Source organism: Pedobacter jeongneungensis (assembly GCF_000633455.1).
Classification (GTDB): Bacteria; Bacteroidota; Bacteroidia; order Sphingobacteriales; family Sphingobacteriaceae; genus Pedobacter; species Pedobacter jeongneungensis_A.
Map to the genome: position 1 here is coordinate 155,344 of NZ_AYMG01000011.1, position 14,700 is coordinate 170,043.

Below are 14,700 nucleotides of genomic sequence, written 5' to 3' on the forward strand. Positions count from 1 at the left end.
AGTGCGATGAACGAGACAGAAGAAAAAGTAATTGCAGCAGATTTAATACCAACCACTTTTACTGATTGGGGCTTAACAGATTACCAGGAAGCATGGGATAAACAGGAAGATTTACTGAATAAAACGGTGGCCATTAAAACAGCAAACCGCGTAAACAACACCCAAAACCCTACCCCAAACCACCTTGTTTTTTGCGAACACCCACATGTTTATACTTTAGGCAAAAGCGGCCATCCTGAAAATTTATTGCTGGATGAGCAGGGCTTAAAAGATAAACACGCTACTTATTATAAGATTAACCGTGGTGGTGATATTACTTACCATGGTCCCGGGCAGATTGTTGGTTACCCCATCCTCGACCTCGATAATTTCTTTACTGATATCCATCTTTACCTGCGTACTTTAGAAGAGGCGGTAATTCTTACCTTAAAGGATTATGGGATCGAAGCTGGCCGCTACCCGGGTTATACCGGCGTTTGGTTAGATGCCGATAATGAAAAAGCACGTAAAATCTGTGCCATGGGTGTACGCTGCAGTCGCTGGGTTACCATGCATGGTTTTGCTTTTAACGTAAATGTAGATCTTGATTATTTCAAAAACATTGTTCCCTGCGGTATTGATGATAAAGCGGTAACCTCTTTAGCAAATGAGCTTGGTTATCAACTTGATATGGAGGAGGTAAAAGGACGATTGAAAAACCATATTGCCGAGCTTTTTAAAATGAGGCTGATTTAATAAGGAATAAAACTATGTTTAAGGCTACTTCGTAGATTAAACCATGAAGATTTTATTGAACCTCTTTTTATTTTCTTTCTTAACTTCGGGCTGTACAAAACAAGCCCCTATGATTAACGAGCCGGTTATTGATCAAACAACAAATCCATCAAACGGAACAGGAAATTTTACTTATCTCGCCCTTGGCGATTCTTATACCATTGGCGAATCGGTAAAACAGGCAGAATCGTTCCCTTACCAGCTTCAAAATTTATTAAAAGCCAAAGGCAGGGATGTAGCCAATCCTAAAATTATTGCCACTACAGGCTGGACAACCGACGAGCTCCAGGCGGCCATTAAAAAGGAAAACTTAACCGGAACCTATAGCTTTGTAACGCTTTTAATTGGTGTAAATAATCAGTATCGCGGTTATCCGATCAACACGTACAAAAAAGAGTTCTCAGAATTGTTACAAACGGCAATTGCATTTGCAGGTGGCGATAAGACTAAGGTTTTCGTTGTTTCTATCCCTGATTGGGGCGCTACGCCCTTTGGCAAAAACTCGGGAAGAAACGTAGGAACCATTGCAGCAGAAATTGATAATTTTAATGCCGCAAACCAGGAAATCACGCTTGCAGCAGGTGTAAGCTATACGAATATTACGCCGGCATCCAGAAATGCGACCAACGATCCGGCTTTAGTTGCAGGCGATGGTTTGCATCCAAGCGGCAAAATGTATGGCGAATGGGCCGAAGCTTTATTAACAAAGGTGACCAGTGTGTTGAAATAATTTAACTTCCATTTATTCTATTTTTGAATTAAAAAAATTACTTTAGTTTAACTATTTAAATTAAATTAATCTTAAAATTGATACTATGGAAGATCAAAAACCTCAAGAACAAGCACCTTTCGGACAACCGCCGTTTGGACAACAACCTTTCGGACAACAATCATTTGGAAATCCTGCCCCAAAAAACTGGTTGGTAGAATCGATCCTTGTTACCTTATTCTGCTGCTTACCATTTGGAATAGCTGGTATTGTAAATGCTGCAAATGTAAATAGCAAACATGCTGCTGGCGATTACGCCGGAGCTCAGGCTGCATCTGCTGCTGCCGGAAAATGGACCAAAATCGGATTTTTTGTAGGAATTGGTGTTGGGGTACTATATATCCTTTTCTTCGTAGTGCTTGGTTTAGGTGGTGCCATGATGGGTAACTACAGATAATGAAATTACTGTACATCTTAGGATCAATTGTATTGTTATCACTTGTGGTAATTTATTATAAATTCAATCCTGAGGTGTACAATTTCTTTCCCGAGTGCCCCTTCCATAAATACCTCCATTTAGATTGCCCAGGCTGTGGCTCACAAAGGGCAATACATGCTTTACTTCATTTAAACGTTCAGAAAGCAATGGGATACAACCTGCTGCTTGTACTCAGCTTGCCATTACTCGCCGTGCAGCTGTTTTCCAAAGCATATGCTTACTTCACAAATCAAAACACGGTACTTGGTTTTTGGTATAATCCAAATACGCCAAAAATAATCTTTGTTATTGTAATGCTATTCTGGATCGCCAGAAACTTACCCTACACCCCTTTCAGCTATCTTGCGGCTTAAACAGTCATGTTGGCCGTTAGATAATTATAATCCTTTAAAACAGTTTCCAAAAACTGTAATTCATTCATCCCGTCTGGGATAGTTACAACAATATGTTCTTTGGTTTTGGCTGCCATGGTATAAATCAATTCAGCATTTCCAGCCTGGTAATAACCTGTTAATACTTCGTGGATCAATTCTATATCCCGATCGTTTAAATGTAATACTTCTTTAAACTTAGGTTCATATTCTTCAGGCAAATTGAAGCTAAAAGCTACATTGGCAAATTCGGTACGTGGTTTTGTTTTAATCAATGTGGTTTTAGCCAAAATATCGCCTAAACGCTGGTGGTTTTTGGTTATCGCTACAGAAACCAATGCCACTACGCCCCATCCAAACGGAAAGCCAAAATCGATCATCCTGAACAACCACCTAAAAATATACTGACCGAAGGTGGGCTGTGTACCATCAATACTGATTACTTTTATTTTGAACACCTTTTTCCCAAACGTTTGCCCGTCCATAGTGATTTCGCAAACCAGATCATAAAAAGCAAATATGGCCACAAAAATAAAAAGCACCACCATACCAGCACCTCCTGATATCCCTACAGATACAGCGCCCATCACAACAAGTGCAATCACAGCAATAAATACAAATCCTGCCAGGTCGATGCACCTCGCGGCAATGCGCTCTCCTAATCCGGCAATTTCATAATCAATATCAATATTTTGAGCAGTGCTAATCCTGATGCTATCCATATTCAAACATAATTTTTTTTAAAGATAATTGAGGCATACCAGTCAGTAATTTTTCCAACTAAAGTTTTCTTATCTTTTTCAATTTAGATAACACATCTGTGTATATTTGTTTTAGGAGCAAGATCAATCGGGATTTTATTTCCATAAAAAATTAACTATTTTAACGCCAGATTTGGTAACGCCTTTAAATGAGAGAAGCATTATTTGTTAAACAGCATTCGGAAAAGTGGCAACATTACGATTCCATGCAGCAGGCTAATCCTGATGAGGTGGCCAACCAGTTTATCGAAATCACCAACGATCTTGCTTATTCAAAAACCTTTTACCCTAATTCGAAAACCACAGCATATTTAAATGGCTTAGCCGCTAAATTGCATCAATCTGTTTATAAAAACAAAAAAGAGAAATCGAACAGGTTTATCCATTTCTGGAAAACCGAATTGCCCTTAATATTTTTACAGCATAGGAAACAGGTATTTTACGCTTTGTTTTTTTTCCTGATTTCGTGTGCCATCGGTGCCTTATCGGCCAAATACGACGATACTTTTGTCCGTTTGATTATGGGCGATGGTTATGTAAATATGACCAATGAGAATATTGCCAAAGGCGATCCTTTTGGAGTGTACAAACAGGACAATCCATTCATCATGTTTTTGCAGATAGGCTCAAACAACATTTTTGTAGCCCTATACACTTTTGTGTTGGGCATTTTATTCTCATTTGGTTCTATCGTTTCATTATTCAGGAACGGGATTATGCTCGGTTCGTTCCAATATTTCTTTTTTAGCAAGGGCTTAGGCTTTCAATCCGTCCTGGTGATATGGATCCATGGAACGCTCGAAATTTCGGCCATTGTACTGGCCGGGGCGGCAGGTTTAATTTTAGGCAATAGCTTTTTATTTCCCAAAACCTACACCCGTATTGCATCAGTGCTTAAGGGAGCAAAAGATGGGTTAAAAATCGTGATCGGCCTGATCCCGATTTTTATAGTAGCTGCATTTTTCGAAAGTTTTGTTACCCGCCACACCGAAATGCCATTATGGCTAAGCGCATTGATATTGTTATCATCCGCAGCCTTTATTATTTGGTATGTATTTATTTATCCCATTAAAGTTCACCATAAACAACCTACACTAGATTAACATGATCGGGAAATTAGAGTTTAGAAAAAAAAGAGATTTCGGGCAGGTGATAAACGATACGTTTACCTTTATGCGGCAAAATTTTAAACCGCTGATTAAGGTATATTTTATGTTTTGCGGTTTGTTCGTGGTGGCCAGTATGCTAACCATGCTATTGCAACAGTATAAAATGGTGAATCTCTTCAATACCATTGGTGTTGAGGGAAACACAAACAAGTTTGGCTTTTCATCGATATATACCCTGGAGTATTTTTTATCTATTTTATTTTCGCTGGCCACTTATGCCAGCATGAGTGTGGCCGTACTTTCTTACATTGCTGTTTATGTAAAAAAAGGGAACGAAACGCCTACAACCGACGAAGTTTGGGGATATTTTAAACACTATTTTTTTAGGGTTTTTGGCAGCTCACTTTTATTAATCCTGATGCTGATTATATCCTTTTTCTTTTGTGTTGTTCCTTTCTTTTGGTTATTCCCCTATGTGGCAATGATATTTCCGGTTATGGTGATCGAAAATGGTTCGTTGGGATACTCTTTTAACAGAAGTTTTGCAGTGATTAAAGATAATTTCTGGGTTACCTTTGGTACCTTAATCATCGTATGGATTATTGTGTACGCCTGCATGAGTATGGTGGTTTTACCAACCACATTATTTAATATGATCGGTATGTTTACACATAAAACGCCGCGCATGTCGTTAACGCTAACGATGATTACGACCGTTTTACAATCGATCTGTCAGGTTTTTACCATTATACCAATCATCACCATTTCGCTGGCTTATTTCAGTTTGGTTGAACAGAAAGAAAATCCAGGATTAATGGACCGCATTTCTAATTTTGGCAATACCGAAAAACCTGTAGATACCAGACCTGAAGAATATTAAAATGCAGCGTGCCCTTACCCGATATCTTCTTGTTTCCCTCTTGTTTTTTATTCCGGTAATCAGCAATGCACAAGCTGTTAAGCCTAAATCTGTTATTAAGGAAATCAGAATTGATAGCGCTAAAATTACACCATCAAAATTTGATAAAGATTCGATCAGCAGCTATAAAGAGCAGAAAGAATTTCAATATGATGAAATTGGCCAGCAACAGTTATCATGGTGGGATAAATTCTGGAGGTGGTTTTGGGGTTTAATCGGATCGTTGATTCAGGGAGCAACCTCTAATTTAATTTCGAGGTATATTTTTATCGGACTTGGCGTAGCGCTCATCTTATACATTGTAATCAAAACGATCGGTACTGAAAACATATTGAGGAAAAAATCAAAAGAAACCATTCTTCCATACGATGTGATTACCGAAAACATCCATGAGATTGATTACGAACAGGAACTGCAAAGATTAGTTGCCGAAAGGAAATTCCGTTTGGCTGTTAGGCTTTTGTATTTAAGGGCGCTAAAACAACTAAGTGATGCCGAAATCATTAACTGGCAACCCGATAAAACCAATTATAATTATTTAATGGAAATCAATAAGCCTGAGCTCAGAAACGATTTCAGCAAGCTTACCCTGCAGTTCGATTATATCTGGTATGGCGATTTCCCTGTTGATGAAGTAAAATTCGAGCCCATTAAGCAATCGTTTAACCAGTTTAACAGCCAGATTAAATGAAAGGTTATAGAATATATCTGATTATTGGGGCGCTCCTGATCCTCCTTTATTTAATTGCTCAGTACAACAAACCTACACCAACAAACTGGGCACCAACTTATGCTGTAAAAGATAAAATCCCATATGGAACATACATTTTGTATCATAGGATAAAAGATATTTTGCCCAAAGCAAATATTCAGCAGTCTAAAGCTGCCATTTACAATACCTTAAAGGCCAAAAATTTCAATAAAACGGCATATATCATTGTTGCCCAAAAAGCAGAAATCAGCAAAACAGATTTCGATCAGCTGGTTAAATACATGCAGGCCGGTAATGATGCCTTTATTGCCAGTTACGACCTGGGTAAAATAGAAAAGAATCTTAAACTGCAAGCGGTTAGCGCCATGTCGGCCGAAGGAAGCACGCTGAATTTTACCAACCCAAACTTAAAAACTGATGCGAACTATGGTTTCGACAGAGGAATTGGTAGTCAGTATTATAGTAAGATTGATACCAGCAAGGCTACCGTACTCGGTGTAAACGGGAATGGGAAACCCAACTTTATCCGTTACAGTTATGGTAAAGGAAATCTCTACCTGATTGCAGAGCCTGGGTTTTATACCAATTTTAACCTATTGGATAAATATGGGGCCGAATACGCAGCTAAAACCCTGAGTTACCTGCAGGGAAATACCCAGATAATCTTTGATGAATATTTTGCAGGACAGGAAAATACCACCACGGACGTGCTCAGGGTATTTTTTAAACACCCCGAACTTAAATTTGCATATTACCTGAGTATTTTCAGTTTGATTATTTTTGTTTTCTACGACATCAAACGCAGGCAAAGGATTATTCCCATTGCCGATCCGCTTACTAATTCATCTTTGGCTTTTGTTAATGTGGTAGGCAGTGTGTACTATAATGAGCGGAACAACCTCGATTTAGCCCTAAAAAAAATCAACTACTTTATGGAGCATCTGCGGAGCAGGTATTACCTTAAAACCAACGATATTGATAATAAATTCTCTCAGTTATTAATGGAAAAAACGGGCATTAACGAAGCCCTTTCCAAAACATTAACCCGGTATTTTATCGAAATACCTAAAATGGGTGATCTGAACGACACACAATTGATCAATTTAAACGAAAGCATAGAACAGTTTTATAAAATTACGCAAAGCAATGGAACAAGAACAGTTTAACCCACGTACCGATTTAAGTGCATTAAATGCGGCTGTAAATCAGATTAGAACCGTACTTGGAAATATCATAGTAGGCCAAAAACAGGTGATTGATTTTTTGATTGTTGGTTTACTTGCCGATGGACATATCTTAATTGAAGGCGTTCCGGGTGTTGCTAAAACATTAAGTGCCAAACTACTGGCCAAATCAATAGATGCGCAATTTTCGAGGGTACAGTTTACGCCTGATCTAATGCCTTCAGATGTATTGGGAACCCCGATTTTCAATACCAAAACCGGTGATTTTGAATTCAGGAAAGGCCCGATTTTCGGTAATATTATTCTGGTTGATGAAATTAACCGTGCACCGGCTAAAACCCAATCTGCACTTTTTGAAGTGATGGAAGAACGCCAGGTAACCATTGATGGACATACTTACATTATGGATGAACCTTTTATGGTTTTGGCCACACAGAACCCGATTGAGCAGGAAGGAACTTACCGTTTACCAGAAGCCCAATTAGACCGCTTTCTTTTCAAAATCGAAGTTAAATATCCTACCCTGGAAGAAGAAACTGCCATTTTAACAGCACAACATACTTTGGTGAACAAAACGCTGTTAAATGAGGTAAAACCTGTATTATCAGTAAAACAGATACAAGAAGCCAGAGCCATTATCCGCAATTTATTTGTAGAACCGAAGTTATTGGAGTTTATTGCTAAAATCGTAACCGAAACCCGTAACAATTCGTCGCTTTATTTAGGCGCTTCGCCCAGGGCATCATTGGCTATTGTACACAGTGCAAAAGCTTTCGCCGCTATCCAGGACCGTGATTTTGTTACACCGGAAGATATTATTGCCGTGGCAGTACCTGTGCTGGCCCATAGGATATTATTATCGCCAGAAAAAGAAATGGAAGGATTAACCACAAGCGATATTGTAAATCAGATTATTAAAAAAATAGAAGTACCAAGGTAAGTTCACAGTCTTGAGTCTGTAGTCCTTAGTCTTAATTACTATTAATAAAGTCACCTTGAGCGGAGTCGAAGGTAATCGATAACTCAAACAGTTACCAGTTGCCAATTTTCAGTTCACAGTTAACAGATTTAAACAATTACCAATGTTCAAATCACAATGTTCAAATCCAGCAATCGGTTTAGCAATGTGGCAATCCAACAATTTAGCAATTACCATAACAGTTAACCAGTTCAAACAATTAACCGATTAACCAGCTTTGAAAAAATTCTTTCAGCAATATTATACCAATCTATTCCTAACCGACCGTTTATTTACGGGCCTGGGGTTTTGTATTGTGCTTTTTTTGTTGAAGTTCTTTTTTGCCTGGCTGGGCGATATCCCCGAAATTGTAACTGTAGCTGTAGCTATTCTATTTTTTATTGATCTTTTTATCCTGTACCGAAATAGCAATGGGATTGAAGTTAAAAGATTTACTTCGAAACGCTTGAGCAACGGAGATGACAACCCGATCCAGATTGAAATTAAAAACCGTTATGGTTTCGGTGTACATGCCCGGGTAATTGACGAAGTACCTTTCCAGTTTCAGATCCGTGATAAAGATTTTAGGCTCCATTTAAAACCGGCAGAAATAAAATCAATCCATTATAACTTACGTCCAACCAAACGCGGAGAATATGATTTCGGGTTTATCAGGACTTATATCAGGTCGCCACTGGGTTTAATCAGCCGACGTTATAATTTCGATGGAGCGAAAGTGCTGCCTGTTTATCCCTCATTTATTAATCTTGGTCAGTACGAATTGATGGCTGTTTCGCGCTATTTAACTGAATTCGGGATCAAAAAAATCAGAAAAGTTGGACAAAGCAGCGAATTCGACCAGATTAAAAATTACGTTGGTGGCGATGATATCCGTACTATAAACTGGAAAGCTACTGCCAGAAAAGGCGGTTTGATGGTAAATACCTATACGGATGAGAAATCGCAGAACATTTATTGCATCATCGATAAATCGCGGGTGATGCGCATGCCTTTTGAAGGCTTAAGCCTGCTTGATTATGCCATCAATGCAAGTGTAGCGCTCTCAAAAGTGGCCATGCTCAAAGAAGATAAGGCTGGTTTAATTACCATATCCGAAAATATTGGAGCTATCGTACCGGCCGACCGCAAAGCTTCGCAACTGGGCAGCATTATGAATGTGCTTTACAAAGAAAAAACAAGATACCTGGAAAGTAATCTCGAAGTTTTATATTCTACGATACGTTCGGTGGTAAAACAACGTGGGCTTTTGGTTTTCTTTACCAATTTCGAAAGTTTATCGGCACTTCAACGTCAGTTACCTTACCTTAAAAGAATTGCAAAATACCACTTACTGGTTGTTGTATTTTTCGAAAATACAGAACTAAAAAGTTTAAGCACCGATCCGGCTAAAGATGTAGAAGGCATTTATCATAAAACCATTGCAGAGAAATTTATCTACGAGAAAAAACTCATGGTTAAGGAATTGAACAAACATGGCATTTTAGCCATTCTTACGCCACCGCAAAAGCTTACGGTTAACGTTATTAATCAGTATTTGGCATTGAAGGCACAGCAGCGGATTTAGTCTACAGCCTTAAGTCCAAAATCAAAGACCGCCATAAGGCCTGGTCCAACGATCAACAATTGCTAATATTCTGATTGCTAAAAAAATCAAACTGAAACACTATCCTCGGTCTGTGTCCCCACAGACCGAAACCTTAAAGGAGATTTCTATAATCAGTTAAAAATCCATAATTGTCAATTCCAGTTTCATAAAACGTAGCAGATGACCATTCGTAATCTTCAGGTTTTTCGCATAACTGCCATCTTTCCTGTAAGGGATTAAGATGGATGTAATCTATTTTCTGTTCAAGTTTATCCTTCGTATCCATAAGAATAGCTAATGGATCTCTTTGCCACAGACGAAAATTTCTTTCTGCATCTGATACTTTAAAAAACGGTAATATATCTAGATGATGAGCCTTTAAATCCTGAAAAATCTGATGGGAAGTAAATTTATTAAAGCTTGCATGAGGCATCTCTTTTCCATTCGCCTCCACCATCTGCCATACTAAGTGCAAATGATTTGGCATAATCACAAAAGCATAAACAATAATCTTTTTTCTATTGACTAATTCCCTTAAAGTATCAATTATCACTATTTTATACTTGTCGATGGAAAATATGTTCTTCCAATCTTTAACCGTATCTGTCCAAAAATAAACTTCCTCTAAAAGCATCTTTGAATTACGATCTTGTCTGAAAATATTATTTTCCATTATTAAAAATAGAAAATAAATTCAACTTCGGTCTGCTGAGACTCTTATCCTTGGTCTGTGTCCTCACAGAACAATAGCCAATAACTGCTGGGAAATGAAATTGAAATCTGTTAAATGAACATTTGTTTCGGTCTGTAAGGACACAGATCGAGGGAATAAAACTTCAATTTCTTTCAATAAGGATACACACTTATCCTTGGTCTGTGTCCTCACAGAACAATAGCCAATAACTGCTAAGAAATGAAATTGAATTCTGTTAAATGAAGATTTGTTTCGATCTGTGGGGACACAGACCGAGGGGTTGGAGTCCAAAATCGACGACCGCCAAGAGTCCGTGGTCTGTGTCCTCACAGACCAATTAATCAACAACTACCAAGAATTGAAATCTGTTAAGTGAAGATTTGTTTCGGTCTGTGAGGACACAGACCGAGGGGTTGGAGGAAAATAAATTCAACTTCGGCCTGCTGAGACTCTTATCCTTGGTCTGTGTCCTCACAGAACAATAGCCGATAACTACTGGGAAATGAAATTGAAATCTGTTAAATGAAGATTTGTTTCCATCTGTGAGGACACAGACCGACGAATCAGAATTGGTCTTTGACATTAGTCCAAAATCAACAATCGCCAAGAGACTCACGACTTAAGACTACCGACTCAGGACTAACCCTACTCCTCTTCCCTAAAATATACCTTATAAAAGTTCATCGATTTATCATCGTCGTAACCTTTCTCAATCATGTCTTTATTGCCGTGGATATAGATGTGGAAGTTTTTATCCAGTTTTAGCACGCTTTTATAAGCCCGGGCCTGTTTTTTAACCGCAGATTCTGCAATTTCAAAATGATCGGCAATCGGGCTTTCGAACTCCTCTTCGTAATTTTTCTTATAGTTTTTAAACGATTCTATCCCTTCTGCATTACCGATTACTTCATTCCCGAATTCTTCAATATCAAAGGTTTCCTTTTCTTTGAAATACTTCATTGAACGATTTAAGAGATCGATTTTATCAGCTTTACTGATTTCATAATCATCATCCAGTTTTTGCGTAACGAAGTTTTTGTAAACGCCCAAAACATTATTAGTTTGGTTATAGCTATCGTTCCTGATTTTCAGTTTCAAAAATTCATCTTTCCAGTAAACTGCAGAATCGTTGCTGCTTTTCGATTGATCGAGCACTACAACTTTATAGCCTTCTTCTTTATCTACATTAAAAATTAAACAGCCTTTGTCCAATTTGTTAATGCTGATGGCCTCCTGCTCATAACTCATGTTAAAGCCATCCAGCTCAGGGTAAACCTTTAGGTAAGTATCTTTGGTTTCTGATTTAAAAATCCCCAACACATCCAACTGCTCCCCCTCTATCTGCACTTTTTCGAAATAAGCTACATACAATTCACCCGATTTAATTTTGGGGTGGTTGGCCACATCGTATAAATATTTGGCCAGTTGTTGCGAGTCTTCGTGAAAAAGCGCATTGTTTTCAAAAATCTCGTGCGCAAAATGAAATACTTCGTTTAATTGTAAATTATCATTAGGATGGTAAAAACGGTAGACTTCATTTACCTTTTCAAAAGGCTTTAAGAAATACTGCATCAACAGATTGCCTAACTGTTCATCCTCGATTTTTAAAGGGGCATCAGATAATTTATAATACTCTTCAACCAGTTTATTGCCGGTATGGTGGATAGAAAGTTGTTTAAGCGAAGCCTCGAAAAATGAAATCATGGTGGCAAAAATAGTAAAATCATTGGTTAACCTTTCCTGCCATTCAAAATTCACTCATTCAATAATTCGCTCATTTTTTAATATAAACTTCGGCCCTTTGTAAAAAGCTTTTCTCTTGTAAGCTTGCTTCTACTTCATTTATGGCCTTCATCAGGTTATTTTCTGTATTTGTAATTTCTGCAGTGGCTTTAATGATCACCTCCCAAACGGGCTCCATGGTTGATAGAAGCGTTTTACCCTGTGCTGTAAGTTCAACCAGGCGTTTACGGGTATCCACCTTATCCTTTTTAGAACGGATCAGTTTCTCCTTCTCCAGCTCTTTTAACAAACTGATGGTAGAAGGATGGGCGTAACCAATTTCTTCAGAAAGAGAAACCACACTCATGGTCGATTTTTTATATAAAGTGTAAAGCACCGGGAACCATTTCGGCTGAAAATCAATCCCGAATGCTTTATAAATCAACAGGCCATCCTTGCGGATCTGGTCGCTGAGCCTTTGTAAACGTGTAGAAATGGCCAGTAAGCCAGAAGCATCAATTACATTTTGTTCCATTAAACAGATTTTAAATCCAGGCTATAAAACACATTGTCAACAGCCATGCGGGGAAAATAAACCGGGAGATCTTCCATGGCCACCTGTTTAAATCCGTTACGTTCGTAAAAGCGGCAGGCAGCCTGCAATATATCTTTGGTACCCAAATATACTTCATTCAGGTTATTATCACTGCAATATTCGATTAGGGTTTTTAATAAAGCCTGTGCTACCCCCAGCTCTTTTCCACGAAATTCTTTTTTAACAAACATCTTTCTGATTGCTCCGGCATGGTGATCGGGTTGTGCAATCAAAGCAATAGTACCAATAAGTTCGCCGTTCAGTTTCGCGCCCCAAAAAGCTCCACCTGTACCATCGTAGTTTTTTTCGATATCCAATAAGTCTGGTTGTGCGGCCAGATCGATATCTACATTAAATTCTATTTGTTGTATGGGCAGAATTAACCCGATAATCGCTTCACAGAATTGATTATTTAATCTTTCAATTTTAAAGTCGTTTTGCATTGCTAAATATTATTTCACAAATATATGTAGTTAACTACATATATTGCAAATAGAAATATCATTTCATCATCAAAATTGATTCGGAAAAGCCTTATGGCTGATGGAAGTTAACGGCTATTTTTAAGTTTATTAAGAAAATCAATAATCTTTTGATCGGCATAATTTGCTACGCCTTCGTGCCTGAAAGACAGTCTGCCCTGCTTATCGAAAATAACCGTTGTGGGCAAGGCGCCGGCAAATACTTTTTCAGGAATATCGCTTTCTACTTTATAAACAGGCATTGTATATTTACGGTCGGCCATAAACTTAGTCGATTTTGGAAAATCTCCGTCAGCGTCGGCAAAAATGAATACAATATCTTTATCGTCTTTAAATTGCGTGTACAATTTATTGATCGAAGGCATTTCGGCCCTGCATGGCGGGCACCAGGTTGCCCAGAAGTTGAGGAAAATAACTTTGCCTTTTAAATCGCCCAGATCAACCAGATTACCTTTCGCATCTTTAAACTGTATGCCGTTCAGACCTGCAACATCTTCTTTTGGCGCTTCAACATTGGGCTTATAAAAACCAATCTCCATTAATCCTTTAATAAAAAAAGCTTTTGCATCGGGTACAAAAACAATTACCAATAGGAAAATGACAAATAAAGCGTTAAATATATTTTTCCTGATAAATTTCATTAACTGTTCGATTTTTTTGCTGTAAACAATAACGAAAACATGTTTACAATTGGTATGGAAATGATTTTGCCCGGAAGTAATATGGCCTGAAAAAATAGCATAAAACGGTTAACATCATCGGTATATTTAAAGGGATTATCAATAAAACCCAGAAAGCCCATATTATTATAATCTGGCTTAACATAAATGTAATAAGATGCCACTAAATAAGCGATGCTGAAAAGTGTACCTAAACATGCATTTCCAATTTCGAAAGCTTCTAACCGATTTAAAGGGACACAATAAATAAAAAAAAGGAATGCGATCAAGGCAGCAGTCCCGGCAATGAGAATCCAGATGCGTGGCCAGTATAATTTATGGTGATAAGTTTCTACGGTACCAGTGGGCCCGGGATTATTCCGTTCAAAAAACCATTCAAATATCGACATGTTGTTAATTTTGATTTTGCATTTACCTGATTTCTTTACCTAACATCAGAAATCATGGCTTTTAAGGTTAAACCATTGATAAAATAGCAGGTCACAACACTATAAAAGCAATGTTACTTTTCAAATATATATAATTGCTTAAGAATTACTACTTTTGGCGAGTTGAAAAAGCATAGACAAAACATTCAGAAGTATTTATCGGCATTTATGCTGATTGTGTTTGCTATTGCTTTAACTCCATGGAGTGTTCTTCACCATCACAATCCCGTTCCTGTTGTACAAAAAGAAGCACATTGTAAACATGTAAGTCATGTACAGGCGCACGGCGAAACCTGTTTAATCTGTAATGCAAGTTTTGAAAAAAACTACGTTCAAACACACCACATTTACAGGATCTTTTTATCTGCTAAAATTTTTAACCGTACCGAACCTACGTTAAAGAATGCCTTTACCGAAATAAAGCGCACCTGCTTACGCGGTCCCCCTTTGGCTTAATTTTTTCTTATGGCGCAACCGCGCTAAAACAAATTTATTTA

At 38.0% G+C, this 14,700-nt stretch carries 18 protein-coding genes; 11 read left to right on the top strand and 7 right to left on the bottom strand.

Going from position 1 to position 14,700, the window contains the following annotated elements; translation table 11 throughout:
* Positions 1 to 6 precede the first annotated feature (6 nt).
* From lipB to U859_RS30370, 4 genes are all read left to right on the top strand, one after another.
* Complete coding sequence (gene lipB, locus U859_RS0111000; protein WP_025143424.1) at positions 7 to 735, top strand: lipoyl(octanoyl) transferase LipB; 729 nt, start codon at positions 7 to 9, stop codon at positions 733 to 735.
* Between the two features lie 43 nt (positions 736 to 778).
* Entirely contained in the window at positions 779 to 1,504 is a 726-nt protein-coding gene (locus U859_RS0111005) for an SGNH/GDSL hydrolase family protein (protein WP_025143425.1), read from the top strand.
* A gap of 85 nt (positions 1,505 to 1,589) precedes the next feature.
* Positions 1,590 to 1,940, top strand: coding sequence for a CD225/dispanin family protein (locus U859_RS30365; RefSeq protein ID WP_025143426.1), 351 nt, complete (start codon positions 1,590 to 1,592; stop codon positions 1,938 to 1,940).
* On the top strand, positions 1,940 to 2,335 hold the full coding sequence (locus U859_RS30370; RefSeq protein ID WP_025143427.1) for a DUF2752 domain-containing protein: 396 nt from the start codon (positions 1,940 to 1,942) through the stop codon (positions 2,333 to 2,335). Before U859_RS30365 ends, U859_RS30370 begins: the two co-directional genes overlap by 1 nt.
* On the opposite strand, the gene U859_RS0111020 is transcribed toward U859_RS30370, so the two are convergent.
* Positions 2,332 to 3,075 (bottom strand): RDD family protein, encoded by a 744-nt coding sequence (locus tag U859_RS0111020; protein ID WP_025143428.1) that lies wholly within the window; start codon positions 3,073 to 3,075, stop codon positions 2,332 to 2,334. The genes U859_RS30370 and U859_RS0111020 overlap by 4 nt on opposite strands.
* A gap of 188 nt (positions 3,076 to 3,263) precedes the next feature.
* Here U859_RS0111020 and U859_RS0111025 point away from each other — a divergent pair, with 188 nt between their 5' ends.
* The 6 genes from U859_RS0111025 (at position 3,264) to U859_RS0111050 (ending at position 9,581) form a co-directional block, all read left to right on the top strand.
* Positions 3,264 to 4,217 (top strand): stage II sporulation protein M, encoded by a 954-nt coding sequence (locus tag U859_RS0111025; RefSeq protein WP_025143429.1) that lies wholly within the window; start codon positions 3,264 to 3,266, stop codon positions 4,215 to 4,217.
* A gap of 1 nt (position 4,218) precedes the next feature.
* The gene (locus U859_RS0111030) at positions 4,219 to 5,103 is read left to right on the top strand and encodes a hypothetical protein (RefSeq protein ID WP_025143430.1); all 885 of its coding nucleotides are present in this window, start codon (positions 4,219 to 4,221) and stop codon (positions 5,101 to 5,103) included.
* A gap of 1 nt (position 5,104) precedes the next feature.
* Positions 5,105 to 5,833, top strand: a complete 729-nt coding sequence (locus tag U859_RS31045; protein WP_025143431.1) for a DUF4129 domain-containing protein — start codon at positions 5,105 to 5,107, stop codon at positions 5,831 to 5,833.
* Positions 5,830 to 7,020, top strand: a complete 1,191-nt coding sequence (locus U859_RS0111040) for a DUF4350 domain-containing protein (RefSeq protein ID WP_025143432.1) — start codon at positions 5,830 to 5,832, stop codon at positions 7,018 to 7,020. The genes U859_RS31045 and U859_RS0111040 overlap by 4 nt, the downstream gene beginning before the upstream one ends.
* Complete coding sequence (locus tag U859_RS0111045; protein ID WP_025143433.1) at positions 7,001 to 7,978, top strand: AAA family ATPase; 978 nt, start codon at positions 7,001 to 7,003, stop codon at positions 7,976 to 7,978. Before U859_RS0111040 ends, U859_RS0111045 begins: the two co-directional genes overlap by 20 nt.
* A gap of 256 nt (positions 7,979 to 8,234) precedes the next feature.
* Positions 8,235 to 9,581 carry a DUF58 domain-containing protein gene (locus U859_RS0111050; protein WP_025143434.1) on the top strand — a complete coding sequence of 449 codons (1,347 nt, stop codon included), beginning with the start codon at positions 8,235 to 8,237 and terminating at the stop codon, positions 9,579 to 9,581.
* A gap of 133 nt (positions 9,582 to 9,714) precedes the next feature.
* Here U859_RS0111050 and U859_RS0111055 read toward each other — a convergent pair whose 3' ends face one another.
* The 6 genes from U859_RS0111055 to U859_RS0111080 form a co-directional block, all read right to left on the bottom strand.
* On the bottom strand, positions 9,715 to 10,275 hold the full coding sequence (locus U859_RS0111055; protein WP_205314384.1) for a transposase: 561 nt from the start codon (positions 10,273 to 10,275) through the stop codon (positions 9,715 to 9,717).
* Between the two features lie 666 nt (positions 10,276 to 10,941).
* Positions 10,942 to 12,000 (bottom strand): nucleoid-associated protein, encoded by a 1,059-nt coding sequence (locus U859_RS0111060; RefSeq protein ID WP_025143436.1) that lies wholly within the window; start codon positions 11,998 to 12,000, stop codon positions 10,942 to 10,944.
* 70 nt (positions 12,001 to 12,070) lie between these two features.
* The gene (locus U859_RS0111065; RefSeq protein ID WP_025143437.1) at positions 12,071 to 12,553 is read right to left on the bottom strand and encodes a MarR family winged helix-turn-helix transcriptional regulator; all 483 of its coding nucleotides are present in this window, start codon (positions 12,551 to 12,553) and stop codon (positions 12,071 to 12,073) included.
* Positions 12,553 to 13,056 (bottom strand): GNAT family N-acetyltransferase, encoded by a 504-nt coding sequence (locus tag U859_RS0111070; RefSeq protein WP_025143438.1) that lies wholly within the window; start codon positions 13,054 to 13,056, stop codon positions 12,553 to 12,555. The genes U859_RS0111065 and U859_RS0111070 overlap by 1 nt, the downstream gene beginning before the upstream one ends.
* Positions 13,057 to 13,163: 107 nt before the next feature.
* Positions 13,164 to 13,736, bottom strand: coding sequence for a TlpA family protein disulfide reductase (locus U859_RS0111075; RefSeq protein ID WP_037505351.1), 573 nt, complete (start codon positions 13,734 to 13,736; stop codon positions 13,164 to 13,166).
* Positions 13,736 to 14,164 (bottom strand): hypothetical protein, encoded by a 429-nt coding sequence (locus U859_RS0111080; RefSeq protein ID WP_025143440.1) that lies wholly within the window; start codon positions 14,162 to 14,164, stop codon positions 13,736 to 13,738. The genes U859_RS0111075 and U859_RS0111080 overlap by 1 nt, the downstream gene beginning before the upstream one ends.
* 162 nt (positions 14,165 to 14,326) lie before the next feature.
* On the opposite strand from U859_RS0111080, the gene U859_RS0111085 reads away from it, so the two are divergent.
* Entirely contained in the window at positions 14,327 to 14,659 is a 333-nt protein-coding gene (locus U859_RS0111085; protein ID WP_162799918.1) for a hypothetical protein, read from the top strand.
* Positions 14,660 to 14,700: the final 41 nt, after the last annotated feature.